The sequence below is a fragment of the Nevskia soli DSM 19509 genome (assembly GCF_000711955.1).
Classification (GTDB): domain Bacteria; phylum Pseudomonadota; class Gammaproteobacteria; order Nevskiales; family Nevskiaceae; genus Nevskia; species Nevskia soli.
The window spans coordinates 15350-40091 of sequence record NZ_JONR01000031.1 but is presented as its reverse complement, the minus strand read 5'-3'; the positions used below and the strand labels follow the sequence as shown (position 1 = coordinate 40091).

Genomic DNA, 24742 nt, shown 5'->3' with positions numbered 1-24742 from the left:
TCGTCTCACTACTCTTCAAAGGATTGCACCGTCACGCGCGCATCCGGCGTGGCGGCGAAACGGGCGGCGGTCTGTTCGATCTGCTGCAACTGCGCGGCGGCGCTGCTGCAGGCGTAGCCGTAGCGCTGGCGCACGCGCTCGCTGGCCAGGTTGAGGGCGCGGCGGCTGCGCTCGACGAACTCGTCCAGCGGATAGGCTTCGCCCGGTGTGAAGAAGTCGCGCGTGGTAGAGGACGGCGAATAACACAGCTGCTCGCTGGCGTCGGGCCAGCGCACGCGGAAGCTCATTTCAGGCATGGGAGGTCTCCGGTTCGGGAGCAGGGGAAGTGGAAATCGCGGGACCGCAGCCGATCAACGCGCTGTGCTGGAAATCCCAGGCCAGCACTTCTTCGCCGCCATCGCGCAGGCGCAACTGGCGACGTTCCTCGCACATGCCGATGGCGGCGCAGGCCAGGTCGCGCGCGGCGAAGCGGCTCATCACGGCGGCGACGTTGGCCGGCGGCACGGCCAGCAGGAAGCCGTAGCTGGGAAAGGTATGCAGCAGCCAGCGTTCCGCCGAGACGTCCGGCGGCATCGGCACCCTGCCCGGCTCGACGGTGGCGCCGATGCAGGAACACTCCAGCAGCATCAGCAGCGTGCCGAGCAGGCCGGCTTGCGAGATGTCCTTGGCGGCGCGACACAGCCCGGCCTCGGCGATCTGCGGCAGCAGTTCCAGGTCGCCGCGCAGGCGCCGTGCGTCGCTGCCGGAACTGGCATCCCAGTTGGAGAAATGTTCGCGGTAACCGCCGCGCAGATCGGTGACGGCCAGCAGCACATCGCCGGGCCGCGCCTCGAAGCTGCTCAGCAATTTTCTGGCGCGGCCGAGGATGGCCACCGAGAACTGCGCGCGATCGCAGCGCGCATTGCTATGCCCGCCTACCACCGGCACGCCGTAGGTACGCGCGGCGGCGGCCAGGCCTTCCAGCACCGGCTTGCCGCGTTCCGCGCCATCGCTCCACAGCGCATCGACCACCGCCAGCGGCCGGCCACCCATGGCGTAGATATCGCTGGCGTTGACCATCACGCCGCACCAGCCGGCGAAGTAAGGCTCGGCGGAAACGAATTCGTTGAGGAAACCTTCGATGGCCAGCAGCAGGTAGCCATCGCCATCGGGAATGGCGGCGCAGTCGTCGCCCACCGCGATGACGGCTTGCGGATCGGCGATGCCCAGGGTCGACACCACCGCCGCGATGTCGCGCTTGTGCGCAACGCCGCGGCTGTCGCGCAGGCCCTGTGCGAGCGCCGCGAGATCCGCCCCTGGATTCATGCTCAGGCCGCCTGCCGCAGGGTGGTGACGAAGCCACGTTCGCCGGTACTGCACGGCGGATAGTGCGCAAGATCGGCCTCCATGCGGTGATGCGGCTTGCCGCGCAGAATGATTTCCTCCAGCGAGATCCAGTGCAGGCGGCGGAACAGCGGCACGTTCTGCGCCTGCACCTGCGCGGTGAAGCGCACCGCGCCGCGCGCATGGGCGGTGCCGACGGCGAGGTGGATCAGCTCGGTGCCGAGCTGGGCGACGCGGCGGTACTCGTGCAGCACCGCCAGGCGCGAGCCCTGCCAATGACCAGGCGCGTCTTCATGGATGCGCACGGTGCCGACTACCTGCTCCGGCATGCCGGAGACGCAGGACACGGCGACGATGGTGGTGGCATGGCGGTCGATCTCGTCACGGTCGTCGCGATCGAACAGTCCCTGCTCGGCGCAGAACACGGCCCGGCGCAGGCGCGCGGCTTCGCGCTGCTCCCAGCGTTCCGTCACCAGCTTGACGATGTATTCGCTGGGCACGTAGGCGCTGTGCGCGGCGACATTGATGCCGGGCACCCAGTCCATCGCCGCGCGCTTGATCGCGATCACTTCAGGCGGCATGGGCGCGCACCGCCGCGGCGCCGGCTTCGTAGGAAGCCAGCGAGGAGCAGGCGCCGCACTTGCCGCAGCCGGCCTTGATGTCGGCGGACTTCAAGCCGCCTTCCACCAGCATGCGGCCCAACGGCGCCAGCAGGCCGCGCATGGCGGCGGCGTTCGGCGTGGGATGATTGGCCAGCGGTGTGCCGCCCACCGGCACGAAGGGCACCACGAAGGGATAGACGCCGATGCGGATCAGCGTCTCGCACATCTCCAGGATGGCCTCGTCGGTGTCGCCCAGGCCGGCGAGGATGTAGGTACTGACCTGGCCGCGGCCGAACACTTTCACCGCGTCGCCGAAGGCATGCAGGTATTCCGGCACGCTGACGCTGGCCTTGCCCGGCATGATGCGCGTGCGCACTTCCGGCGTCACCGCCTCCAGGTGCATGCCCAGCGCGTCGATGCCGGCGTCCTTCATGCGCTGGAACCAGCGCGGGTCGTCCGGCGGCTCGCACTGGCCCTGGATCGGCAGGTCCACCGCCGCCTTCACGCCGAAAGCGCTCTCGCACAGGATCTGCGCGCCGCGATCGGTGAAGTTGGGCGTGCCGGTGGTCATCACCATGTGCTTGATGCCGTCGAGCAGCACCGCCGCCCGTGCAACCTCGCCGAGCTGCTCCGGCGTCTTGCGGTTGATGGTGCGGCCTTCCTTCAGCGATTCGCCGATGGCGCAGAACTGGCAGGAGGTGCTGCGCCGGCCGTAACGGATGCAGGTCTGCAACACGGTGGTGGCGAGCACATCGGAACCGTGCAGCTGCGCGATCTTGGAGTAAGGCACACCGTCGAAGGTCTGCAACCTGTAGAAGCGCGGCTGGCGCGGAAACTCGATGCGCGCCACCGCCAGGCCGTTACGCTCCAGTACGCTGACGCCGCGCGCATCCGGCGCCCGTGCCAGGAAGGGCGAAGCCTTCGCCGCATCGCTGTGCACCGGCACCATCACGGTGCGGCCGTCCACCGTCACCGCCTTGTGATCGGTCGGGCCCGCCCCACCCTTGCGCGCGGCGGCGCCGGCGGCCGGGTCTTCCAGGCGCAGGCCGCTGGCCTGCATCTCGGTGATCAGGTACTGCGCGGCTTCATTGGCGCGCAGCGGGGCGAGGACGGGGGCGGTGGTACTCATGCGGGTCTCCCGGTGAATGAGGCAAGGGCATTCAAGTAGGCAGCTTCGATGCCGTCCGCCGCACGCGGCGGTGCGCCATCGAGGTAACGGGCGAGGCGCTGTGCCTCCAGCGCGCCGGCGTCGGCCGTCGCCAGGGCAGCCGGCGCGCCGGTCATCGCCAGCGGTGCCGCGCTACGCTGATCCAGTTGCAGGCTCAGCAACTCCGGCCGGGCGTAATGCCCGACCGAATCCATCATCCGCTTGCGCTTGGTGATGAGGGCGAAGTCGAGGTCGGCGACGACCATGCCCTCGCCTTCGCGCAGCGGCTCCGCCAGGTGCCGGCCTTCCGGCGAGATGATGGCGGTGTAGCAGCCGCCAGCGAAGGCTTTCTCCAGCTCCGGCGTCGGCGCCTGCGCCTTGACCTGCTCCGGCGTCAGCCAGGCCGTGGCGTTGACCACGAAGCAGCCGGACTCCAGCGCGTGGTGGCGCATGGTCACCTCCATCTGCTCGGAGAAGATCGGGCCGACAAGTGAGCCGGGGAACTGGCTGCAATGGATCTGCTCGTGCTGCGCCATCAGGGCGTAGCGCGCCAGCGGGTTGTAATGCTCCCAGCAGGCCAGCGCGCCCACCGTGCCGACCGCCGTCTCCACCGTGCGCAGGCCGGAGCCGTCGCCCATGCCCCAGACCATGCGCTCGTGATAGGTCGGCGTGATCTTGCGCCGTTTCAGCGCGAGGCTGCCGTCGGCGTCGAACACCAGTTGCGTGTTGTACAGCGTGCCGTGGTCGCGCTCGTTGACGCCGAGCACCACCACCATGCCATGGGCCTTGGCCGCGGCGCTCACCGCCTCGGTCATCGGCCCCGGCACCGTCGGCGCCTGCTCGTACAGTTTCAGGTGCGGCGGCCCCATCGACACCGCCGGCGTGACGAAGGAGAAGTACGGGTAGTACGGCACCACCGTCTCGGGAAAGACGATGAGCTGCACGCCGCGCGCCGCGGCGGCGGCGATGGCGTCCAGCACCTTGCCGATGGTGCCGTCGGCGCTGTCCAGCACCGGATTGAGCTGGACAGCGGCTGCGCGGACGATTCCCGCCGGCGCAGCCGGCAATGGTGATTTCGCGGTCATGGCGAATGTCCTGGACGTTGAGCGCGGTCTTACACGGTCCAGGTGTGGATCATGAAGGCGTTGTCGTTGCGATAGAGCAGGATCAGGTCCAGCACATCGAGCGGGTTGATCGGCTTGATGCCCGGCAGCAGCGAATGCTCGCCATGGCCGTAGAGCATCTGCAGGGCGAAGCGGCAGCAGTAGACCTTGCCGCCCTCTTCCATGAACGCGGCGAGCTGCTTGCCGAAGTTCTGCGCACCCGGGAAGGCCTCGTCGCCGATGGTTGGAAAGCCGCGCTGGATGCCCAGGGTCACGCCCGGGCCGTAGAGCAGGATGGCGGTCTCGAAGCCTTTGCGCTGCAGGCGCTTGGCCTGGAGGATGTTGACCAGCCCGATGGAGCCTTCGAAGGCCACGGTGTGGAACGTCACCAGCGCCTTCTCACCCGGCTTGGCTTTGACGTCTTCAAAGACCTTCTCTTCGTAATCGACAAAGAAATCGCCTTTCTTGGTTGCGGGGGTGGCTACTGCGGGCATCGTCATCTCCTGGTTGGTGCGGCAGTGAATTGCGGAATGCCCCTATAGGGCTGCAACCGATATGCCCTGGCGCGCACGCGGCATCCGATCAAGTTGCGATCACTGGCCTTAGCGAATGGTTTTGCAGGATTTTTTGATGGCGATGCGCTGAGGGAAAACGCGCGGCAAGGCCATTGATCGCACATAAATGCGATCATTACGGCGAGCGCCGTCGCGGTGCGTGCCGCATCCTGGATCAGCATTTTTCCCAGGCGCACTAAGGCGGAGCGTCATCGCACCGGCATGATGATTGCAGCACATGACGGGAAGTTGATCGCACCACATCCAATCATCACCGAGCCGCCCCGAAGCCATGTCAGAGCAAGCCCCCCGCTGGAAAGCCAGCCTGAAGGACAGCGACAAGCCCGCCTACCTCGCCCTGGCCGACGCCATCGCCGACGACATCCGCAGCGGCCGCCTCACCGCCCTGGACCGCCTGCCGCCGCTGCGCCTGCTGGCGCGGGAGCTGGGCCTCAACTACACCACCGCCGCGCGCGGTTATGCCGAAGCGCAGTCGCGCGGGCTGATCGACAGCAAGGCCGGCCAGGGCAGCTTCATCCGCGCCACCACCGCCGCGCTGACCAACCGCAGCGCGCGCACCGTGGGTCTGGTGGAGATGACCATGAACCTGCCGCCGGAACCGCAGGAGCCGGCATTGCAGGCGCGGCTGCGGCGCGGCCTGATGCAAGTGGCCGAGCAGGGCGACATCGCCAGCCTGCTGCGCTACCAGGAATTCGGCGGCAGCGCGGAAGAGCGCGATGCCGGCGCACGCTGGCTGGGGCCGCTGCTGCCGGGCCTGGCCGTCGACCGCGTACTGATCTGTCCCGGCATCCAGGGCGCATTGGTAGCCTTGTTCAGCACCCTGGTGCGGCCCGGCGAAGTGATGTGCTGCGAGGACATCACCTATCCCGGCGTCAAGGCGCTGAGCGCGCAATTCGGCATCCGCCTGCATGGCCTGTCGATGGATGCCGACGGCGTCATCCCTCAGGAATTCGAAACCGCCTGCCGCGTGCACCGGCCCAAGGCGCTGTACCTCAATCCCACCTACCAGAACCCCACCACCCTGGTGATCCCGCTGGCCCGGCGCGAGACGCTGGTGGCGATCGCGCGGCAGTACGGCGTGGCGATCATCGAGGACGACGCCTACGGCCTGCTGCCGGTGAAGGCGCCGCCGCCGATGGCCAGCCTGGCGCCGGAGCTGACCTACTACGTCAGCGGCCTGGCCAAGCACCTCGGCGCCGGCCTGCGCATCGCCTACCTGGTGGCGCCGGAAGCACGGGCCGCCAAGCGCCTCATCTCAACGCTGCGCGCCACCACCATCATGGCCGCGCCACTGACCGTGGCCCTGGCCACGCGCTGGATCAACGACGGCAGCGCCGACGCCATGCTCCACGCCATCCGTCGCGAGTCGCAGGCGCGGCAGAAGATCGCCGCCGAACTGCTGCCGCGCGGCAGCTACTACGCCAAGCCCGAAGCCTTCCATCTCTGGCTGAGGCTGCCGCCGCCATGGAACCGCATCGACTTCGCCACCCACCTGCGCACCCGCGGCATCGGCGTGGTCGGCAGCGACGCCTTCGCCATCACCGCCACCCCGCCGGAAGCCGTGCGCGTCTGCCTGGGCGGCGCCGCGACGCGGGCGGACTGCCGGCATTCGCTGGAACTGATCGCCGATGCGCTGGAGCAATTGCCGGAAGTGGCGTCGACGGTGTTGTGAGCGGCAGCGGCGGCTACATGCCCGTCTCATGAAAATCGCACCGTTGTCATCATCGCCAAATGTCCGCGTATGGATACTGTTCCATCGTCACGCGGGCAAAAACGGCAAGCAAAAAAAAGAAGGCCGCCGAAGCGGCCTTCTCTCCCGCGACGCCAGGGGGCTAGGGGGGACTGGCGTCGGCCCCGACCATTGCGGCCGGAAGCCCATTGCGGAACCGTGAAATCCTTAAATCGAATCCTTCATCAAATCGCCGCTCGCACTCAGCGCACCACTGAAGCCGGCTGTGCCTCGCCCACGGTGACCTGCGAATGCGTCAAACGATGCAGCTGCGCCACGTCGTAACCCTGCTGGTTGAGCCGCGCCACCAGGACCTGGTAGGTAGCCGGATCAATCACCGGGTCGCGCGAATAGATCCAGCCGCGCTCGCGCTTGCTCTCGCCGACCACGGCGTAGCGATAGTCCGGGTCCACATACAGCACACCCAGGTCCATATGGCTTTCGAGGGCGCGCGAGCGGCTGACCCACTTGGCATTGTTGCTGCCGGCCACCGCGGTGTAACGGCTGCGCGGCAGGGCCAGGCTCTGCATGCGGCCACCGTCGAAATAGTGGTACACCTCGTCGAAGCCGCCATCGAGGCGCGGCTGCAGGTCGATGGAGGCGTCCATCTCGTCGCGCTCCTCCGCATAGGGCACGTGTGCGATCAGGTACCACTGGCCGCCGAACTTCTGCACATCGACGTTCTGCGCCACCGTCAGCGGCTTGCCTGCATCCGGGCGGGGCGAACCGCTGGCGCAGGCCGCAAGCACGGCGACCAGCGACACCGCGATGCCGCCGCGCAACAAGCGCCGCATACCGCTGATTCTGGACTGAACCAACTGGTCCATTGATGGTCGCCTTGGACCGGAGTCCGTGAGAGGAAGTCGCGCACGATACTCCCGCCCCAGGAGCCCAGCCAATACCTTTTTCGTGATACCTTTTCGGTATGACAGTCCATATCGACCTGCGTCATCTGCGCTATTTCGTCGCGGTGGCCGAAGAGTACAGTTTCCGCGGCGCCGCAGAGCGTCTGCATATCTCGCAACCGCCGCTGAGCCGGCAGATCCGGCAACTGGAGGAAGAGCTCGGGGTGGAACTGCTGGACCGCGGCAAGAGCGGCACCCAGCTCACCCCCGCCGGCGCCGCCTTCCTGCCTGCCGCACGCAAGACCCTGGACCAGGCGGAAAAAGCGATCAAGGCCGCCCAATCGGCGGGCGGCTGCGCCGGCGGCCACTTCGTGCTCGGCTACACCCCGGCCTTCGACCGCAGCGCCATCCCCGACGTCTTCGACGGCTTCCGCAACCGCTTCCCGGGCTGGCGCCTGAGCGTGAAGTCGCGGCATTCCAACAGCCTGATCCGCGACATCCGCAACGGCGCCATGGACGCCGCCTTCGTCGGCTGGCCGATCCGCGCCGAGGGCGTCACCCTGGAAGTGCTGCGCGAGGAACCGGTGGTGGCCGCCCTGCCCGCCGCCAGCAAAGCCGCGCGCAAGCGCCACGTCGCGCTGGCGGATCTGCGCGGCGAACGCATGTTCCGTTTCGAGCGGCAGTGGAACCCGCTGCTGTTCGACCGTTGGGAAGCCCATTTCGAACACGCCGGCTACGAGCCGGTCAACGCACCGCAGCCGCCGGACCACCACATCCTGCTCGGCCTCATCGCCGCCGGCCGCGGCTTCGCCCTGATTCCCGCGTCCCTGCAGAACACCCGCCGCACCGGCGTGGTGTTCCGCCCCTTGCAGGAAGGCGCCGAACTGTCCATCGGCATGGCCCTGGCCTACCCCGAGCGCAGCCCTTCGCCGGCGCTGGAAGGCTTCATGAAGCTGGTGCGGACGGAGATGAAGAAGCATCGCGTGGTCGGCTAGCACTACCCGGGCCACAACTCCCCTTGCTTCGGCTGCAACCGGCCCCGCATGCCGGGGCACAAACGTAAACCCCCGGTAAAATCCGCGACGCTTCGCCCCACGGCGAATCATCCTTGCCGCCTCGCGATCAACATGAGCGCATGAACGACAAACCCGGTGTCTTCTCCCCCCTGCTCGCCTGGATCGTCACCGCCACCAGCTTCAGCTTCGTGGTGGTGCAGCTCGACGTCACCATCGTCAACGTGGCCCTGCCGCGCATCGGCGAGGAACTGCACAGCGGCGTGGATACGCTGCAATGGATCGTCGACGCCTACACCCTGGCCTTCGCCGTGCTGCTGCTCTCCGCCGGCGTGCTCGGCGACCGCTTCGGCTCGCGCCGGGCCTACCAGCTCGGCTTCCTGGTCTTCGCCCTCGCCTCCGCCGCCTGCGGCCTGGCACCGGATGCCGCCACCCTGATCGCCGCGCGCGCGGTGCAGGGCCTGGGCGCCGCGCTGCTGGTGCCCAACTCGCTGGCCCTGCTCAACCACGCCACGGCGCACGAGTCCGGCCTGCGCGCCCGCGCCGTGGGCTTGTGGACCGCCTCCGGCGCCATCTCCATCGCCGCCGGCCCGGTGATCGGCAGCCTGCTGATGGCCAGCCTGGGCTGGCGCAGCATCTTCCTGGTCAACCTGCCACTGTGCGCGCTGGGCATGTGGCTGACCCAGCACTACGTGCAGCCAGCCCCGGCCAGCCCGGGCAAGCGCGGCCTCGACCCGTTGGGGCAGGTGCTGGTGATCCTGGCCCTGACCGGACTCACCGCGGCGGTGATCGAGTACCGTTCGCGTGGCCTGGGGCATCCGCTGGTGTGGGGCGGCCTCTTGACGACACTGCTGACCGGCGCCGGCTTCATCTGGAACGAGGCCCGCACCGCCGCGCCGATGCTGCCGCTGCGCTTCTTCGGCATGCCCAATTTCAGCGCCGCCGTGGTATTCGGCGTGCTGCTCAACTTCAGCTACTACGGCATGCTGTTCGCGCTGACCCTGTACTTGCAACAGGCGCATGGCTACAGCGCCCTCCAGGCAGGCCTCGCCTACCTGCCGCTGACCGGCGGCTTCTTCTTTTCCAATGTCCTCGCCGGGCGGGTGGTGGAACGTTTGGGCTCGCGGCCGCCGATGATCTTCGGCGCCTGCGTCGGCGCCATCGGCTACCTGTTGCTGCTGCGGCTGGACGCACACAGTTCCTGGTGGACGATGCTGCCGGCCTTCCTGCTCATCCCGGCGGGCATGGGGCTTGCAGTACCGGCCATGACCACCGCGATCCTGGCCAGCGTGGAACGCCACTGGTCCGGTACCGCTTCGGCAGTACTCAATGCGGCACGACAGGCCGGCGGAGCCATCGGCGTAGCTGTTTTTGGTGCATTGGTGGGGGGCGGCGCGGAGCACATCGTCACCGGTCTGGGACATGCCGCCCTGGCTTCCGGCGTCCTGCTGCTGCTCGCCGCCGTACTGGCGTGGCTGGGCATCCATCCGCGTCGAACAACCGTATGAGCCGTTGCGGAAAGGGTTCCGCAAGCAACCTTCAATACAGTACAACACCGTACGGCAACGGCGAACCACCGCATATGCGGCGTAGCGTACCGCGCCGGCTGCACGTATAGGTATGATTGCTGAAAAAGCAGTGGTGATACCTGACATATCACCATACAAGTGCATAACGAAAGGGCTAAAACAACATGGCATCGACTACAAGACAAAACCGCTCGGACGCCAAGCGCGCCGAAATCCTGAAAATCGCAACCGACCTGTTCCTCGCCAAGGGCTATGACGCCGTCAGCGTGGATTCCATCGTGGCCAAGGCCGGCGGCACCAAGACCAACGTCTACAAACACTTCGGGGGCAAAGCCGAATTGTTCGCGGCGGTGGTGGAGGCGCTGTGCCAGCAGATCGTCCATTCCTTCGCCGACATGGACCTCGACGGCCTGGATCCGGAAACGGCCCTGCGACAGATCGGCCGCGCCTTCCTCGGCGCCCAGTTCTCGCAGCGTTCGGTGCGGCAGCATCGCATCGTCATTTCCGAATCGACCCGCTTCCCCAGCGTCGGCAAGCGCTGGTTCAAGGCCGGGCCGGAAAGCGCCCGCGACTTCATCTCCGCCTATTTCCTCAAGCTGCAGAAGGCCGGCAGGATGCGCACCGTCGCTCCGCGCCGCCTCGCCGGGCTGTTCCTCGACATGCTCAGCGGCGAGCAGCTGCTGCGCCAGCTCATCGCCGGCGCCCCGCCGCCGAGCACGCGCGAGATCGGCAAGCTGGTGGATGACGCCGTCGGCGTATTCCTCGGCGGCACCCTGACGGGCAAGAAGAAGTAGCCCACCCGATCGGGTAGCGAAGGACCGCCAGCGCATCAGGAAGAATGCGCTGGCGGATCCCCCGGCTCGCAACCGGGCCGCGGCGTTTCTACAAGGCCACTCCGGCAACAGCAGTACCGGCCGGACCGCGCTTTCGCAATCAATCCCCGAGGCCGTATTTGCCGAGCTTGTGCCAGAGCGAACGCACACTGATATTCAGCAGTGTGGCTGCCCGCGTCTTGTTTCCCCCAGCCCGCCGCAGCGCCTCGGCGATCAGTCGCGATTCCACGGCGTCGACCGCCCGGTTGAGATCGAGATCGCGCACCGTCACGTCGACCGCATCCGCTGCGGACTCAAGGGCGGAACCCGGGGCGGAGTCCGGTCCGGGCGTCCATTCCGCCGGCAGATGCCCTATGCCGATCATGGCGCCATGGCAAAGAACCGCGGCGCGCTCGATCACGTTTCTCAGTTCGCGGACATTGCCCGGCCAGTCGTAACGCTCGAGCGCGGCGAGAGCATCCGGCGTGATGCCGCCGGGATCCAGCCCGCTGCGGACGAACTCGTCGACAAAATGGCGCGCGAGCGGAGCGATATCGCTGCGGCGCTGCCGCAGGGGTGGGAGCTCGATGGAAAAAACGTTGATCCGGTAATAGAGGTCTTCGCGCAGCCGGCCTTCCGCGATCGCCCGGCGCGGGTCGCGGTTGGTGGCGACCACCACGCGCAGATCCAGCGGAATCGAATGGCTGCTGCCCAGGCGTTCGATCACCTGATCCTGCAGCACCCGCAACAGCTTGGATTGCAGGGCGATGGGCATCTCGGTCAGCTCGTCGAGGAACAGCGTCCCCCCGCTGGCCAGTTCGAAACGGCCGATGCGATCCTTGTGCGCCCCGGTGAAGGCGCCTTTCTCGTACCCGAACAGCTCACTCTCGATCATCTCGGCGGGAATCGCGGCGCAGTTCACCGCCACGAACAGGCGCTCGTTGCGCGGCGAGGCCTGGTGAATGGCGCGGGCGATCAGCTCCTTGCCGGTGCCGGTTTCGCCGGTGACCAGCACGGCCGTCTTGTTGGGCGCCACCAGCCGCACCTTCTCGTAGACCTCGCGCATGACCTGGCTGGTGCCGATCAGGCCACCCCAGCCCCGATCCAGTTCGGCGCGCAGGAAATCGTTCTGCTGCCGCATCCGCCGCGTGGCGAAGACACGGTCCAGGGCGAGTTTCAGGGTCTCTATGTCGAACGGGCGCAGGAGATAGTCGTTGGCGCCGTTCTTCATGGCCGCAACGGCGCTCTCGATGCTGCCGTGGGCGGTGACGATGATGAACGGCACGTCGTTGCCGGCTTCGCGCAGGCGCCCGAGCAGCTCGGCACCGTCGATACCCGGCATGCGCAGATCGCTGATCACCAGGTCGTAGGAGGCGTCTTCCAGCTTTTGCAGGGCGTCCTCGCCGTTTTCCGCGGAGCCGACCTGATGGCCCATGCGCTGCAGCATGATCTCCAGCACACGCCGCATTTTCTCCTCGTCGTCGACGATCAGGATTTTCTGTCGTATGGCGCTCATGGCTTCACGTTGCGGGGTAGATGAATTGAAAACAGGGCGCCGCCCCAGCGGCTCTCACCGATCTCGATATCGCCGTGATGCGCCAGCACGATCTGCTTGACCACCGCGAGCCCCAGGCCGAGACCGCCGGGACGCTTGCTGATGAAGGGTTCGAAGATGTTGGCGCGTTCCACCGGGGAAATGCCGGGACCGTCGTCCTCGACCTGAATATGCACGTTCTCGCCCCGATCGCTGCACTCCACCCGCACCCGCCCGCCGGACGGCAGGATCTGTACCGCGTTGAGCAACAGATTGAGAACCACCTGGGTCATCTGCTCCTCGTCGCAATCGATCTGCAGCCCGCCCCCGCCGCCTTCCTCGAGCGAGACCCCGCGCTTCTCCGCCTGCGGTCCCAGCATGAGGATACAGCGATGGACGATGAGGCCCAGGTCATGCCGCCCCAGCACCGGCGGATGGGGCTTGGCACTGTCGAGCACGCTGGTGACCAGGCGGTTGATGCGCTCGGTCTCGCTGTCGATGAAGCCGACCAGTTCGCGGCCCTCGGCGCTGATGTGGGGTTCCTCCCGCAGGACCTGCGCCGAGGAGCGCAGGATGCCCAGCGGCGTGCGCACCTCGTGCGCCATTACCGCGGCGATCTCGCCCGCCACCGCCAATCGGGATGCCCGCAGGAAATCCTGCCTTGAACGGTCCAGTTCGCGCACGGTCTTGACGAAGGCCTCGGTCAGCTCGCCGACCTCGCCCCGCTGGCCCTCCGGAACCGGCGGCAACTTCTGCTCACGGGAAAAACGCCGGGTGAATTCGGTCAGCCGCGCGATGGGTTGCGCAATCTGCCGGGCGACGAAACCGGCGAAAATCGCGGTAAGCAGCAAGGTGGCCAGCAACAGCGCGCTGAAGGTGAAGCGCATGCGCTGCACCACCGCCAGGGCCGTGGCGCTCGGCTGCAGCACCACGGTCGTCCAGCGCAATCCGGGGAAGCGCGCGGAGTCCTGCGAGCGGCTGAAGCCGAGGATGGCGGGGCCTTTCAACTGCGGATATTCACGGGTGATGGCACCGGATTGGCCGGCCGGCAGATCCCAGCGCTGCGGGATAGCCTCGCTCAGGGCATCCTGCCGCCGCAGTTCCTCCGAAGAGTCGATGGCGCGCTGCGTCCCGTCGAGCAGCACGGCCATGCGGCCGCTGCGCGAAATGCCGTCGAGGATGCGGTCGATCTGGCGCCAGTCGAACAACAGCACCAGCTCGCCCATCCCGGCGCCGTCGGTAGCGGAGATGATACCGATCCGCAGCGGCAGCACGCGGTGAACGCCGGAGGCGTCGAGTTGCAGCGCATCCAGCGCCACCGAGCCGTTCGACAGGGTGACATCGAGCCAGGGCTGCACCGGCGGAGCCATGCCGCCGATCAGTTGCGGCGCACTGCTGGCGACGATGCGGCCGTTCGCATCGACGCAGTAAAGCTCGCGGTAGATATCGCCATATGAGGCTTTCACTTCGGCGAGGAATTGCGACAGCCGCTTGTCGACATCGTTGATGCGGATGTCCTGCATCACATCCAGGCGATTCCAGCCCAGGGCGTTCTGCAGGCGCTCGAACAGGAGGTGGTCGATATCGACCGACACGCTCGCCGCCTGCGCCTCCAGGCTGGTCTCGACCTCATGGCGCAGGGCATCCCTCGTCTGCACATAGGACAGATAAGTCAGAATAACGCTGGGGGTCATGCCGACCAGCAGAAAAGCGCCCAGCAGGGTTCTTCGTATCGTCACGCGAATATATGAACAGAAATCGGATCGACCGGATAGTGCGGACGCCGCGGCGCCCATCCGCTGCGCGGCACGGTGCGGCCGTCGCGGCGGCCGGACTGCTGATGCTGTCGGCGCATCAAGCGGCGGCCGATGATACAGGCTACCAGCTCGGCCACGGCTGGCAGGTGCCCGACACCGACCTGACCCTTGGCGGCTATGCCGCGAGCTCGCTGGACAAGGTGCAAGGCCGGCCGTGGACGCTGGACGTCAACAGTCTCAGCCTGTTCCTCTGGTGGCAGCCCCTGGAACGATTGAAGCTGTTTTCGGAAACCGAGCTGGAAAATTCCCTGACGGTACAGCAGCGGCGCACGTCGTCGGACGGAGCCTACCTGGCCCTGGAACGCCTGTACGCCGACTGGACCCAGTCCGACGCGCTCAACTTTCGCGTAGGGAAATTCCTGACTCCCGTGGGCCGCTGGAACCTGATCCATGCGGCACCCCTGGTCTGGACCACGTCGCGCCCGCTGATCACCTTCGAACCCTTCCCGACCAACGCCACCGGTGCGATGGCCTACGGCACGCTGACTTCGGTCGGCGCCGGCCTGGATTATTCGCTGTACGGTTCGATCGGCAAGGAGCTGCGCCCGAATCACCGGCTGGACACCTTCAACAAGGCCTACGGCGCGCACCTGTCCTATCCGGTCCAGGATTACCTGCAGGTGGGGATCTCCTTCGCCAACTTCGAACAGATCAACGAACGCGGCGAGCGCAAGAACCTGGTCGGCGTGGATGCCACCTGGTCGCGGGGCGGATACGAGGTTTCGACCGAACTGGGTTGGCGCTTCTCCAGCGAAGGCGACAATTCGGCCGAGAAAGGCGGCTTCATCCAGGGCGTCGCCCCGCTGGGCGGCAAGCTGTACGCGGTCGGTCGCTATGAGTACTTCCGCGAGTCCGGCGCACAACCGGGCGTCAACCTCTGGCTGGCCGGCCTGGATTACCGATGGAACCGCGCCCTGATCCTCAAATCGGAATACAGCAAGGCGGTCGATAACCGGATCGACGCGCAAGAAGGCTTCCAGCTCTCGGTGGCGGTGCTGTTCTAGCGCCCATGAAACTCACCCGCGGCGTCCTTCTGCTGGCCATCGCCGGACTGCATGTCCTGGGGCCTACGCCGGCCCGGGGCGCGGACGAACCCATGGCCGTGGTCGTTGCGGAAGGCTCCCGCCATCGCATCGAAGGGCGGCCCGCGTTGGCCGAGATCTACCGCCGCAAGAAACAGTACTGGCCGGACGGGCAGCATATCGAGCCGATCAACCTGCCGGCCGACGATCCCCGGCGCCAACGCTTCTCGCAAGCGGTGCTGGGCATGCCTCCCGATCAGCTCGATGCCTATTGGAATGAGCTGTACTTCCACGGCGTGTTGCCCCCCACGGTCCTTCAATCGATCGAAGCGGTGCTGCGCTTCGTATCGATGACACCCGGCGCCATCGGCTACGTGCCGCTGTGCAGTGTCGACAGCCGCGTGACGATCGCCCTGACGATCGATACCGGTGGGCCGGCATCGGAAAAGTTCTCACCGGCAGCCTGCAAACGCGAGCAGCCGGCCCGCTGATCGCCGCGCATGCGGCAATGCGCAAAATGCGTACAGCCGGCATTTTTCGTATACGGAAACTGCACGGCGCCTCGCTGCAAGACCGCGGCAAACACAGCCGCCGAACCCCTCCCACAACCGAACTTCCCGCCAAAACAATCCCTTGGCACTCATGCCCGCTCCCGCGGCAGCGACGGCACGGAGGTTGCGCCCTGCATGCTTACGGGACCTCGGGCGCATCGCTTCAACAGCGCCGCCCGCATCGAGTCGGTTTGGAAGTCGATTTGAAAAAGGAAGTGCGAGATGGCTGCAGAAGGCAGTGTCACCCCACCCGGGCCGGTGGCCGCTGCATGGGTGGATCTTCCCAATGTCCGTTTCCCGGGCGGGCGCATCTATAGCGGCGGACGGCCGCGGCCGCAGCACCTGCGCCAGGCACAATGCGGCGGAGTCCGCGCCGTCATCGACCTGTGCGCGCCTTCGGAACCCCGCGACTACGACGAGCGCCGGCTCGCCGAATCGCTGGGAATGGAATACCTGAATATCCCGATCACCGGTCCCGCCGATCTGAACCGCGCCAATGCCCGCCAGCTTGCCCAAGCCCTGCACAGGACCGCTGGCGGAGCCGCACTGGTGCATTGCGCCAACGGCAACCGTGCCGGCGCCTTGCTGGCGCTGAAGGCACACTTCATCGATCGCTGCTCGGTCGAGACCTCGCTGGCCACCGGCCGCGCCGCCGGCCTGCAAACGCTCGAAGCGGAGGTGCGCTGCATACTGGCAGGCCTCTGAACGCCGCATGTTGCAGGCGGCCGCAACGCCACTTCCTCCGCGACGGTCCTCGCCGCTCACCCGGCGCGACCGCGCTGTTCAGCCATCCGCTTCAAGACAGGTCCACGCAACAACATGAGCGTTCCGAATCGGCGCGTAGAAGCAGTGCGAAGTAAAAACCATCGATCCCCGTTGCGACATGCGTTGAGCGGCGCCCTGTTGCTGGCCGTGCTGGCCGGCACTTCGGCGCACGCCGCGGAAGACACCCTCGCGGCGCCGCTGAAGGCCTATGCGGGCAAGATCGTTTATGTCGATTTCTGGGCATCCTGGTGCGGCCCCTGCGCCGAATCCTTCCCCTGGCTGAACCGGATGCAGGCCCGCTACGGCGACCGCCTGGCCATCGTCGCCGTCGACCTGGACACCGACACGAATGCCGCCAAGGCCTTTCTCGGCCACCATCCGGCGCAATTCAACGTGGTCTACGATCCGGCAGGCGCGCTGGCTGAGCGTTACCACATCGACGGCATGCCCAGCAGCGTGATCCTGGACGCATCCGGTCGCGTCATCCACCAGCACAGCGGCTTCCACGACGCCCGCTCCGGCGAATACGAAGCAGCCATCCGCAAGGCACTTGATTCATCAGGCAGCACCACCGGGAGCCCCCCATGAGACTTCAACAGCTGTCCATCCTGCTGCTCGCATTGAGCGCCTCGGCCTGCAGCAGCATGGAGGTGAAACCCTGGCAGCGCGGCACCCTGGCACGGGCCGACATGCAGCTCGACGCGCATCCGATCCAGGCCGGGTTCGACGATCACATCTATTTCAGCAAGGAAGCGGCCAGCGGCGGTCGCGGCTTCGGCGGCGGAGGTTGCGGATGCAACTGACCGAGGGGAAGGATCCAAGCCGCCGCCGCCTCAGCCTGGCGGTCGCCACCCTGGGTCTGCTGGGCATGACCGCCGAAACGCCGGCGGCGGCGGAAGACACCGCACACCAGTGGACCTTCGACAGCGGCCTGCTGTTCTACAAGGAAAATGGCGGCCGGGTGCAGGTGATCGAGCCGACGGTCAATGCCGCTTATGACCTGGGCAACGACCGCACCCTGACAGCCGGCTTCGTCGTCGACAGCCTCAGCGGCGCCACGCCGAATGGCGCGGCACCCGCCGCGACGCCGCAAACCTTCTCCTCTCCTTCCGGGCGCGGCAAGACCTACACCACCGCCCCCGGCGCCACGCCGCTGGACAATACCTTCGAGGACACGCGCTTTGCCGGCGACCTCGGCTACCTGTTTCCGCTCGGCACCAACGGCAAGTTCAGCGCGGGACTCAGCGGCTCCAAGGAATACGACTTCACCTCGGTGGGCGCCAACGGTCACTACACGCTCGATCTCAACCAGAAGAACACCACGCTCAGCGCCGGCGGCGCCTTCGAGTACGACCAGGTCGATCCGGTAGGCCACGCCCCGGTGCCGCTGACCATGATGGTCAACGCCGAGAAGACCGGCGGCTCGAGCAAGTCCAAGAACGTCAAGGACATCCTGCTGGGCGTGACCCAGGTGCTCGGGCCGAGCGGCTTGTTGCAGTTCAACTATTCGCTGAGCCTGTCCAATGGCTACGAGACCGATCCGTACAAGATCCTGTCCGTGGTCGACAGCAATGCCGCGCCGCAGTACTACGTCTACGAGAAACGCCCCGGCAGCCGCACCCGCAACGCATTCTTCGTGCAGTACAAGCGCTTCGTATTCAACCGCGACGTGGTCGACCTGTCCTATCGCTACTACACCGACAGCTGGGGCATTCACGCCCATACCGTGAACCTGGGCTATCGCTGGAATTTCGCCGAACACAAGGCGATCGAACCCAGCGTGCGCTTCTACAACCAGGGCGCGGCGGATTTCTACCACGCAGCCCTGTTCAGCGGCCAGGATGCGACCGTCGACTACGCCAGCGCCGACCCACGCCTCGGCGCCTTCAACGCCTGGACCGGCGGCCTCGGGTATTCCCAGGTGCTGGCCAACGGCCATGAGCTGAGCGTGCGCGCCGAGTATTACAAGCAGTTCGGCAGGACCACCGGCGTGCCGCAGCAGGCCGCGGCGGCGCTGTCGCAGTTCAACCTCGCGCCCGACCTGTCGGCGTTCAATATCAGTTTCGGCTATCGTTTCAATTGGTGAAGCGAAGTCATGACATCCGGATTGAACACAGCCCCACCGGCACCCTGAGCGGGCACTTCGAGGCGATGGCCTCGCCCTGCGAGGTGCTGGCGGACGGCGCGGACGAAGCGACGCTGCGCGCACTGACCGGGCGTGTCGCCGAGGAAGTGTGGCGGATCGAGCGTCACTGGAGCCGCTACCTTCCGGGCAATATCGTCGACCGGATCAACACGGCGCAAGGCAAGGCCATAACCGTCGACGAGGAGACGGCGCGCTTCCTCGACTACGCCCAGCACCTGTACCAGCTCAGCGACGGGCAGTTCGACGTCACCTCCGGGGTGTTGCGCCGCGCATGGTGCTTCGACGGCTCCGACCGGATTCCCGATCCAGCCGCCGTCGCGGCACTGCTGCCCCTGGTGGGTTGGGACAAGCTGAGCTGGCAGCCGCCGCTGCTGCGGATGAAGCCCGGCATGCAGATCGACTTCGGCGGCATCGGCAAGGAATACGCGGTCGACCGCGCCTGCGGCCTGGCATCACAGGACAGCGAACACCCGATCCTGGTGAACTGCGGCGGCGACCTGGCCAGCAGCGCGCCACGGCGCGACGGTCAGCCCTGGCTGGTCGGCATCGACAGCCGGATTCCCGGTGTCGCCACGCCGGTGATCCGGCTGATGCGCGGCGGCGTCGCCACCAGCGGCGATGCGCACCGCTTCCTGCTCAAGGACGGCGTGCGCTATTCGCATATCCTCGATCCGCGCACCGGATGGCCGGTTGCGGGCGGCCCGCGCGTGGTGACCGTGGCCGCAACCATCTGCACCGAAGCCGGCGTGCTGTCCACACTGGCCATGCTGCAGGGGCCGCGCGCCGGAGACTTTCTCGAAGAGTTCGAGGCGGACGCGAAAGTCATCTGGTGAATGCCGCCGCTTTCACCTGTACGCCCGGCGGGCTCCCTACGGCTTTCCACAGCCCCCAATAACGTCAATCCCCGCAGCTGGTCATCCCAGCCCGCCGCCCGACCAAAGCGCCGGATTGGCACAACGTTTGCTGTGTATTACCCCAGATCGGCCGATGACGCCCGATCCTCATGACACTGCTGTCCACGCCGCCGGCATCCCGGCCGGCGTCGTGGACTCTTTTTACGGTCGGAGGAGGTCGTCATCAACGCCATTCACCTCACAACATTCCCGCCGCGGCGGGAAGCGGAGTCGAAGACCCGAAAGCGGGAACCACGCAGCGCTGCGGTATTGGTATCTTTGGTGTTGCACGCCGCCGTGGCATTGCTGCTGATTCGCGTGGTGACGCAGCATCAGGGCGCCCCGCTGCCGAAAAAGGCCGTGACCGTGATCGCCCTGCAATCCCTGTTGCCGGCCGTGCCGGCGCCGAGCGCCGAAGCACCGAAGCTCACACCCGCCAAGCCTCGCCCGCGTCAGGCCGTGGCCAAGGCCGCACCGCCTGCCGCCACCTGGCAAACCCCGCCGGCACCGCCCCCGCAACCTGCGCCCGCCCCGCCGGCGGAAACCATCGCCGCAGCACCTGCGCCTCCTGCTCCGGCACCCGACCCCGCGCCCACGGCAATCGCGGCAAGCAGCACCGCCCCGCCGCCAGCCGCGGCCAGCGCACAACTGGATGCGCCGTTGCCCATCGCCTATCTGACCGAAGTCAGCCGGATGATCCGCGTCCACCTCAACTATCCGGCGCAGACGCACAAGCACGGCATCGCGGTGGTCCACATCCGCATCGGCCGCGACGGCACCGTGCTCGGCGCGGGCGTGGTGCAGAGCAGCGGCGACCCGGCCCTGGACGAAGAAGCGGAAGCGGTGGTGCTGCGCATCCACCGGTTTCCCGAACCGCCGAGCACTTACGTTTCCGCGATCGGGGACTTCGTCATCGATCAGCCGATCCGCTTCATGGGGTGAGTGGCACAGCCCGATTCCGCGGCCGTGTCATCCCCGCGCCAGCCGGCCGCGGAACCGCGCCTCGAATCGCTCCTTCGCCACACGGCGCCGCACTTTCAGCTCGAGCGCATCGAGCATCGACAGGAGCAGCACGGCCACCGTCATACAGGCGACGAACCCGGCCAGCGGCAAGCCGATCCAGTTGCCCCGGAGCGTGTTGTCTGGCGCACTCGATACCCCGGCGGGGAACTCGGCGGCGGCCATGCCGACGTAGTGCATGCCGCAGAGCGCGGCACCCAACAACAACGCGCCGAACAATCTGCCCGGAAGCATGCGTCGCAACGGCAGGTCTCGCAGCGACTGGCCGGTGAGCAGCATTGTTATGGACACCAGGATCGCGATGAACATCGAAGCGGAAAACAGCTCGGAGTCGTAGCGCACCGCCGGCGTCAACCGCAGCGCGAACACGCCGCTGTAGTGCATCACGCACAGGCCCACGCCCATCACCGCGCCGCCGCCGGCGATGCCGGCCGTGCCGAGTTCCTCGCGGCTGATGAGGTACAGCGCGAGCAGCGAGACCAGCACCGCCGCGGCCCAGGACAGCAGACTCAATTCCAGGTCGAAGTTCATCGGCGCCGGCACGGCCAGGGCCCTCATGCCGATGAAATGCATACTCCATAGTCCGCTGCCGACGACCAGCGCGCCGATCGCCAGCCAGAAGCGCTCCGCCGCCACGTCGAACAGTGCGATGCGTCCGCCGAGGTCGAAGGCGGCGTAAGCCGCCAGCGCCGCCACCCAGCAGGACTCGAATACCAGCGTCAGATCGTAAGTGCCGTCCATGTTCCGTCTCCACGTCCGTGTTGCCGCCGACACCGCGCCAGCCTGCGGTGGGCTGTATGCCGTTTTCGCCGCGGGCTGCCATGGAACGCGGCAGCACATCACGGCTCGGGTGATACTGCGGCGTAGGGTAATGTCCAGTATCCGGATGACTCCCCGATCACTTGTCGAGTGGTAGGTTTATACTGTTTCAACGGCGGCGCGAAGCGGACCACGGCGTCAGGTTCCCACCCCGCTCCGCGGCGCCAAATCAGCCACCGCGGCCGAACAGCGCCGTGGTCGCCACAATTGACAAGCGGCTCAGGCAGCGGCTCACAATCACGGCGCGTCCCGACCCCGCCACCCGACAACCCGATGCCGAACCCAGCGCAAGCAGCGCACCCTCCGCCCTGGCTGTTCGGCATCACCAACATCCCCTTCGGCGTGGCCGGCGGCTATACCAGCGTGGCCATGCCCTTCGTGCTGAGCAAGGCCGGCGTGCCCATGTCCACCATCGGCGGCATCTCCGCCGCGGTGCTGGTGCCGCTGTCCTGGCAGTTCCTGTGGGCACCGATGCTCGACGTGGGCCTGCGCCGCCGCACCTGGCTGCTGCTGATGGCGGGACTCGGCGCGCTGCTGCTCGCCGCCTCGCTGCTGCTCAAGCTGCCCACGCAGCTCTGGCCGTTCGAAGTGTGCTGCGTGCTGGGCCAGGGCCTCACCGGCCTGGTCAGCGCCAGCAACGGCGCCCTTGTCGCCACCCAGGTACCGCCGCATCTGCACGGCCGCGCCAGCGGCTGGCTCAATGCCGCCAACCTGGGCGGCAATGCCGTGGGCGGCGGCCTGGTGATCCAGCTGGGGGACTCCCTGACGCCGCACATCGCCGCCGTGGCCCTGGGCCTGCTCACCTTCCTGCCGGCGCTGGCGGTGCTGCTGCTGGACGAGCGCCTGCGCCCGCGCAGGCTCGCAAGCGAGGTCTTCCCCTCCATGCTGCGCGATGTGTGGGGCACCGCCTCCACCCGTCGCGGCTGGACCGGCATCCTGTTCTGCCTCGCCCCGGTGAGTACCCCGGCCCTGCTCGACCTGTTCTCCGCCGTCGGCGGCGACTATGGCGCCTCCACCGGCACGGTGGAGTTCACCATGGGCTACGGCAGCGGCCTGATCACCGCCGCCGGGGCGCTGTTCAGCGGGCCGCTGCTGGATCGCGTCGACAAACGCCGCGCTTACCTGATTTCGGGCGTGCTCATCGCTCTCGTCGACGTGGCCATGGCCCGCGCGCCGCAGACGCCGCTCACCTATATCGTCGGCACCCTGCTCTATTCCCTGGTGGCAGGCCTGTGCTTCGCCGCCTTCACCGCCGTGGTACTGGAGATCATCGGCAAGGTCGACCGCTCCGCCGCCACCCAGTACACCCTGTTCGATGCCGCCGGCAACCTCGCCACCTCCTACCTCGCCTGGATGGACGGCCACGGCTACGACCTGTTCAAGGCGCACGGCCATCCGGGCACATCCGGCCTGCTGTTCACTGATGCCGGCATGAACATCGCCGGAGTGATTGGCCTGGGGCTGATGATGTGGCTGGTGTTCGGCAGGCGGCGGACTCCGTAAGACCCCGGGTTTGCGCCGGTCCCTCGATACACGTTGCTGCGCAACGCACTCGGGACGAACGGAGTGGGCGGCTCTGCGGACCTTCAAAAGCCGGCAACCAAGGGCCGTTCGCACGCACCCCTTTCGTCACGGCAAAAGGGATAAGCCGAAGGTAACGCGACCTCGCTCACACCCGGCCCGCCTCTTGCACGTGTACAAGCGCACTCGCCCCCGTATGCTATCGAGGCCGTATCCGGACCCACCACAGCCAAAGCCGTCATGGACCTGAGCAACCAGCTCATCTTCGTCGCCGGAACCCTGTTCCTGCTCAGCATCCTGGCCAGCGCCTTCACGCCGCGGCTGGGCGTGCCGCTGTTGCTGGTGTTCGTCATCGTCGGCATGCTCGCGGGCGAGAACGGACCCGGCGGCATCCGCTTCACCGACTTCCATATCGCCAACCTCGCCGGCACCACTGGCCTGGCGGTGATCCTGTTCGACAGCGGCATGCGCACGCCGCTGGACAACTTCCGCGTCGCCCTGCGGCCCTCGCTGGCCCTGGCCACGGTGGGCGTGTTCGTGACGACCATCGTGGTCGGGGCCTTCTCCGCCTGGATCCTGCACCTGAGCCTGCCGCAGGGCCTGCTGATCGGTGCCATCGTCGGCTCCACCGACGCGGCAGCGGTGTTCTCGCTGATGCACACCAGCGCCATGAGCCTGAACCAGCGCGTCACCGCCACGCTGGAAATCGAGTCCGGCACCAACGATCCCATGGCGGTGTTCCTCACCATGGGCATCCTGCAATACCTCACCGCCACCAATGGCTATGGCATCGGCGACGGCCTGCTGCTGTTCGTGCAGCAGATGGGTCTGGGCCTGCTGGTGGGCGTGGGCGGCGGCTGGCTGCTCAAGCTGCTGCTCAACCGCCTGGAACTGAGCGATTCGCTGTATCCGCTGCTGGCCCTGTCCGGCGGCATGCTGCTGTTCGGCGGCACCGCCCTGCTCGGCGGCAGCGGCTTCCTCGCCGCCTATATCGCCGGCCTGGTGCTGGGCAACTGGCCGCTGCGCGCGGTGGCCAGCATCAAGCGCTTCCACGACGGCATCGCCTGGCTGGCGCAGATCGGCATGTTCCTGATCCTCGGCCTGCTGGCCACGCCGGAGCGGCTGCTGCCGCTGGCCGGCAGCGGCCTGCTCATCGCCCTGGTACTGATCCTGGTGGCGCGGCCGCTGGCGGTGGGACTGTCGCTGCTGCCCTTCCGCTATCCCTGGCGCGAGCAGGCCTACATCTCCTGGGTCGGCCTGCGCGGCTCGGTGCCGATGGTGCTGGCCACCTTCCCGATGATGGCCGGCCTCGCCAACGCGCAGCTGTTCTTCGACGTGGCCTTCTTCATCGTGCTGGTGTCGCTGATCGTGCAGGGCTGGACCGTGGCCAGCGCCGCGCGCCTGCTCGAGTTGCAGATGCCCAAGACCAGCGCCCGCGTGCGGCGCTTCGACCTCGACCTGCCCGGCAGCAGCGGCTACGAGGTGGTCAGCTACCGCCTGGGCCACGCCAGCGCCCTGATCGGCACGCGCCCCAAGGACATCCCCATCCGCGACGTCTCGCGCATCGTCAGCGTCTCCCGCGAAGGGCGCCTGCTGGCCTACCGCGATTGGGGCGCGCTGCGCCACGGCGATTACGTCTCCCTGCTCGCCGCCCAGGGCGACCTGCCGATGCTCGACGAGATCTTCAGCGCCCGCCACGACAGCGGCCACGCCGACGAGCAGCACTACTTCGGCGAATTCTTCCTCGAGCCGGAAGCCCACGTAGCCGACCTCGTCGCCGCCTACGGCATCCAGGTCCCGCGGGACTCGGAAGGCAAGACCCTGGCCGAATTCCTTGCCGGCTATCTCGACCGTCCGGTGGTCGGCGATCGTCTGCGTCTGGGCGGGATGGAGCTGACGGTGCGGCGGATGGAAGGCGAGCGCATCGTGGAGCTGGGGCTGAGGTTGCCGCACGAGGCGCATTGAAGAGCCGCGGA

General features: G+C 67.2%; 24 protein-coding genes. 14 read left to right on the top strand and 10 right to left on the bottom strand.

Going from position 1 to position 24742, the window contains the following annotated elements; genetic code table 11:
- Positions 1–8 precede the first annotated feature (8 nt).
- Genes BP26_RS0116305 through BP26_RS0116280 form a run of 6 tightly spaced genes read right to left on the bottom strand, consistent with a single transcriptional unit; the run spans position 9 to position 4669 of the window.
- The gene (locus BP26_RS0116305; RefSeq protein ID WP_029921638.1) at positions 9–296 is read right to left on the bottom strand and encodes an MSMEG_0570 family nitrogen starvation response protein; all 288 of its coding nucleotides are present in this window, start codon (positions 294–296) and stop codon (positions 9–11) included.
- Positions 289–1305 (bottom strand): sll0787 family AIR synthase-like protein, encoded by a 1017-nt coding sequence (locus tag BP26_RS0116300; RefSeq protein ID WP_036517145.1) that lies wholly within the window; start codon positions 1303–1305, stop codon positions 289–291. Before BP26_RS0116300 ends, BP26_RS0116305 begins: the two co-directional genes overlap by 8 nt.
- 2 nt (positions 1306–1307) lie before the next feature.
- Entirely contained in the window at positions 1308–1868 is a 561-nt protein-coding gene (locus BP26_RS0116295; protein WP_036517160.1) for an MSMEG_0567/Sll0786 family nitrogen starvation N-acetyltransferase, read from the bottom strand.
- Positions 1869–1893: 25 nt separating this feature from the next.
- Positions 1894–3054, bottom strand: coding sequence for an MSMEG_0568 family radical SAM protein (locus BP26_RS0116290; protein ID WP_211254947.1), 1161 nt, complete (start codon positions 3052–3054; stop codon positions 1894–1896).
- Entirely contained in the window at positions 3051–4157 is a 1107-nt protein-coding gene (locus BP26_RS0116285; RefSeq protein WP_084183156.1) for a Nit6803 family nitrilase, read from the bottom strand. Before BP26_RS0116285 ends, BP26_RS0116290 begins: the two co-directional genes overlap by 4 nt.
- 29 nt (positions 4158–4186) lie before the next feature.
- Positions 4187–4669, bottom strand: a complete 483-nt coding sequence (locus BP26_RS0116280; protein WP_029921633.1) for an MSMEG_0572/Sll0783 family nitrogen starvation response protein — start codon at positions 4667–4669, stop codon at positions 4187–4189.
- 352 nt (positions 4670–5021) lie between these two features.
- Between BP26_RS0116280 and BP26_RS0116275 the strand changes: the two genes are divergently transcribed.
- The gene (locus tag BP26_RS0116275; protein WP_029921632.1) at positions 5022–6422 is read left to right on the top strand and encodes an aminotransferase-like domain-containing protein; all 1401 of its coding nucleotides are present in this window, start codon (positions 5022–5024) and stop codon (positions 6420–6422) included.
- Between the two features lie 260 nt (positions 6423–6682).
- Here the strand turns inward: BP26_RS0116275 and BP26_RS0116270 are convergent, their stop codons facing one another.
- A complete protein-coding gene (locus tag BP26_RS0116270) occupies positions 6683–7306 on the bottom strand; it encodes a lipocalin family protein (protein ID WP_084183155.1) in 624 nt (207 codons plus the stop codon).
- Between the two features lie 98 nt (positions 7307–7404).
- Here BP26_RS0116270 and BP26_RS0116265 point away from each other — a divergent pair, with 98 nt between their 5' ends.
- From BP26_RS0116265 to BP26_RS0116255, 3 genes are all read left to right on the top strand, one after another.
- Positions 7405–8319 (top strand): LysR substrate-binding domain-containing protein, encoded by a 915-nt coding sequence (locus BP26_RS0116265; RefSeq protein ID WP_029921630.1) that lies wholly within the window; start codon positions 7405–7407, stop codon positions 8317–8319.
- A 140-nt stretch (positions 8320–8459) separates the two neighbouring features.
- On the top strand, positions 8460–9845 hold the full coding sequence (locus BP26_RS0116260; protein ID WP_051749066.1) for an MFS transporter: 1386 nt from the start codon (positions 8460–8462) through the stop codon (positions 9843–9845).
- Positions 9846–10030: 185 nt separating this feature from the next.
- Positions 10031–10660, top strand: coding sequence for a TetR/AcrR family transcriptional regulator (locus BP26_RS0116255; RefSeq protein WP_029921628.1), 630 nt, complete (start codon positions 10031–10033; stop codon positions 10658–10660).
- Between the two features lie 139 nt (positions 10661–10799).
- Here BP26_RS0116255 and BP26_RS0116250 read toward each other — a convergent pair whose 3' ends face one another.
- Together BP26_RS0116250 and BP26_RS0116245 are read right to left on the bottom strand one after the other, a co-directional pair.
- Positions 10800–12194, bottom strand: coding sequence for a sigma-54-dependent transcriptional regulator (locus BP26_RS0116250; RefSeq protein ID WP_029921627.1), 1395 nt, complete (start codon positions 12192–12194; stop codon positions 10800–10802).
- Positions 12191–13951 carry a sensor histidine kinase gene (locus tag BP26_RS0116245; protein ID WP_029921626.1) on the bottom strand — a complete coding sequence of 587 codons (1761 nt, stop codon included), beginning with the start codon at positions 13949–13951 and terminating at the stop codon, positions 12191–12193. The genes BP26_RS0116250 and BP26_RS0116245 overlap by 4 nt, the downstream gene beginning before the upstream one ends.
- A 101-nt stretch (positions 13952–14052) precedes the next feature.
- Between BP26_RS0116245 and BP26_RS0116240 the strand changes: the two genes are divergently transcribed.
- The 8 genes from BP26_RS0116240 to BP26_RS27725 all read left to right on the top strand — a co-directional run bounded on the left by BP26_RS0116240 (position 14053) and on the right by BP26_RS27725 (position 20348).
- Complete coding sequence (locus BP26_RS0116240) at positions 14053–15033, top strand: porin family protein (protein ID WP_084183153.1); 981 nt, start codon at positions 14053–14055, stop codon at positions 15031–15033.
- A gap of 5 nt (positions 15034–15038) precedes the next feature.
- A complete protein-coding gene (locus BP26_RS27730; protein WP_051749063.1) occupies positions 15039–15542 on the top strand; it encodes a hypothetical protein in 504 nt (167 codons plus the stop codon).
- Between the two features lie 282 nt (positions 15543–15824).
- Positions 15825–16307: a protein tyrosine phosphatase family protein gene (locus tag BP26_RS0116230; RefSeq protein WP_029921623.1), complete on the top strand. Its 483-nt coding sequence runs from the start codon at positions 15825–15827 to the stop codon at positions 16305–16307.
- A gap of 183 nt (positions 16308–16490) precedes the next feature.
- On the top strand, positions 16491–16955 hold the full coding sequence (locus BP26_RS0116225; protein WP_051749062.1) for a TlpA family protein disulfide reductase: 465 nt from the start codon (positions 16491–16493) through the stop codon (positions 16953–16955).
- Positions 16952–17170: a DUF4266 domain-containing protein gene (locus BP26_RS0116220; RefSeq protein ID WP_029921621.1), complete on the top strand. Its 219-nt coding sequence runs from the start codon at positions 16952–16954 to the stop codon at positions 17168–17170. The genes BP26_RS0116225 and BP26_RS0116220 overlap by 4 nt, the downstream gene beginning before the upstream one ends.
- Positions 17161–18453 carry a DUF3570 domain-containing protein gene (locus BP26_RS0116215; RefSeq protein ID WP_036517143.1) on the top strand — a complete coding sequence of 431 codons (1293 nt, stop codon included), beginning with the start codon at positions 17161–17163 and terminating at the stop codon, positions 18451–18453. The genes BP26_RS0116220 and BP26_RS0116215 overlap by 10 nt, the downstream gene beginning before the upstream one ends.
- Positions 18450–19346: an FAD:protein FMN transferase gene (locus tag BP26_RS0116210; protein ID WP_211254946.1), complete on the top strand. Its 897-nt coding sequence runs from the start codon at positions 18450–18452 to the stop codon at positions 19344–19346. Before BP26_RS0116215 ends, BP26_RS0116210 begins: the two co-directional genes overlap by 4 nt.
- 342 nt (positions 19347–19688) lie before the next feature.
- The gene (locus tag BP26_RS27725) at positions 19689–20348 is read left to right on the top strand and encodes a TonB family protein (RefSeq protein ID WP_157572566.1); all 660 of its coding nucleotides are present in this window, start codon (positions 19689–19691) and stop codon (positions 20346–20348) included.
- A gap of 27 nt (positions 20349–20375) precedes the next feature.
- Here BP26_RS27725 and BP26_RS0116200 read toward each other — a convergent pair whose 3' ends face one another.
- A complete protein-coding gene (locus BP26_RS0116200) occupies positions 20376–21167 on the bottom strand; it encodes an MHYT domain-containing protein (protein ID WP_051749061.1) in 792 nt (263 codons plus the stop codon).
- A 351-nt stretch (positions 21168–21518) separates the two neighbouring features.
- Here BP26_RS0116200 and BP26_RS0116195 point away from each other — a divergent pair, with 351 nt between their 5' ends.
- Both BP26_RS0116195 and BP26_RS0116190 read left to right on the top strand, forming a co-directional pair.
- Complete coding sequence (locus tag BP26_RS0116195; RefSeq protein ID WP_029921616.1) at positions 21519–22748, top strand: MFS transporter; 1230 nt, start codon at positions 21519–21521, stop codon at positions 22746–22748.
- A gap of 258 nt (positions 22749–23006) precedes the next feature.
- Positions 23007–24731 carry a potassium/proton antiporter gene (locus BP26_RS0116190; protein ID WP_029921615.1) on the top strand — a complete coding sequence of 575 codons (1725 nt, stop codon included), beginning with the start codon at positions 23007–23009 and terminating at the stop codon, positions 24729–24731.
- Positions 24732–24742: the final 11 nt, after the last annotated feature.

Excerpts from the sequence above, each read along its gene's own strand:
- BP26_RS0116275 (WP_029921632.1), top strand. The coding sequence starts at position 5,022 with ATGTCAGAGCAAGCCCCCCGCTGGAAAGCCAGCCTGAAGGACAGCGAC.
- BP26_RS0116230 (WP_029921623.1), top strand. The coding sequence starts at position 15,825 with ATGGCTGCAGAAGGCAGTGTCACCCCACCCGGGCCGGTGGCCGCTGCA.
- BP26_RS0116195 (WP_029921616.1), top strand. The coding sequence starts at position 21,519 with ATGCCGAACCCAGCGCAAGCAGCGCACCCTCCGCCCTGGCTGTTCGGC.
- BP26_RS0116240 (WP_084183153.1), top strand. The coding sequence starts at position 14,053 with ATGCTGTCGGCGCATCAAGCGGCGGCCGATGATACAGGCTACCAGCTC.
- BP26_RS0116295 (WP_036517160.1), bottom strand. The coding sequence starts at position 1,868 with ATGGACTGGGTGCCCGGCATCAATGTCGCCGCGCACAGCGCCTACGTG.
- BP26_RS0116220 (WP_029921621.1), top strand. The coding sequence starts at position 16,952 with ATGAGACTTCAACAGCTGTCCATCCTGCTGCTCGCATTGAGCGCCTCG.
- BP26_RS0116305 (WP_029921638.1), bottom strand. The coding sequence starts at position 296 with ATGCCTGAAATGAGCTTCCGCGTGCGCTGGCCCGACGCCAGCGAGCAG.
- BP26_RS0116250 (WP_029921627.1), bottom strand. The coding sequence starts at position 12,194 with ATGAGCGCCATACGACAGAAAATCCTGATCGTCGACGACGAGGAGAAA.
- BP26_RS0116285 (WP_084183156.1), bottom strand. The coding sequence starts at position 4,157 with ATGACCGCGAAATCACCATTGCCGGCTGCGCCGGCGGGAATCGTCCGC.
- BP26_RS0116265 (WP_029921630.1), top strand. The coding sequence starts at position 7,405 with ATGACAGTCCATATCGACCTGCGTCATCTGCGCTATTTCGTCGCGGTG.
- BP26_RS0116300 (WP_036517145.1), bottom strand. The coding sequence starts at position 1,305 with ATGAATCCAGGGGCGGATCTCGCGGCGCTCGCACAGGGCCTGCGCGAC.
- BP26_RS0116260 (WP_051749066.1), top strand. The coding sequence starts at position 8,460 with ATGAACGACAAACCCGGTGTCTTCTCCCCCCTGCTCGCCTGGATCGTC.
- BP26_RS0116200 (WP_051749061.1), bottom strand. The coding sequence starts at position 21,167 with ATGGACGGCACTTACGATCTGACGCTGGTATTCGAGTCCTGCTGGGTG.
- BP26_RS0116255 (WP_029921628.1), top strand. The coding sequence starts at position 10,031 with ATGGCATCGACTACAAGACAAAACCGCTCGGACGCCAAGCGCGCCGAA.
- BP26_RS0116270 (WP_084183155.1), bottom strand. The coding sequence starts at position 7,306 with ATGGACCAGTTGGTTCAGTCCAGAATCAGCGGTATGCGGCGCTTGTTG.
- BP26_RS0116280 (WP_029921633.1), bottom strand. The coding sequence starts at position 4,669 with ATGCCCGCAGTAGCCACCCCCGCAACCAAGAAAGGCGATTTCTTTGTC.
- BP26_RS0116290 (WP_211254947.1), bottom strand. The coding sequence starts at position 3,054 with ATGAGTACCACCGCCCCCGTCCTCGCCCCGCTGCGCGCCAATGAAGCC.
- BP26_RS0116215 (WP_036517143.1), top strand. The coding sequence starts at position 17,161 with ATGCAACTGACCGAGGGGAAGGATCCAAGCCGCCGCCGCCTCAGCCTG.
- BP26_RS0116190 (WP_029921615.1), top strand. The coding sequence starts at position 23,007 with ATGGACCTGAGCAACCAGCTCATCTTCGTCGCCGGAACCCTGTTCCTG.
- BP26_RS27730 (WP_051749063.1), top strand. The coding sequence starts at position 15,039 with ATGAAACTCACCCGCGGCGTCCTTCTGCTGGCCATCGCCGGACTGCAT.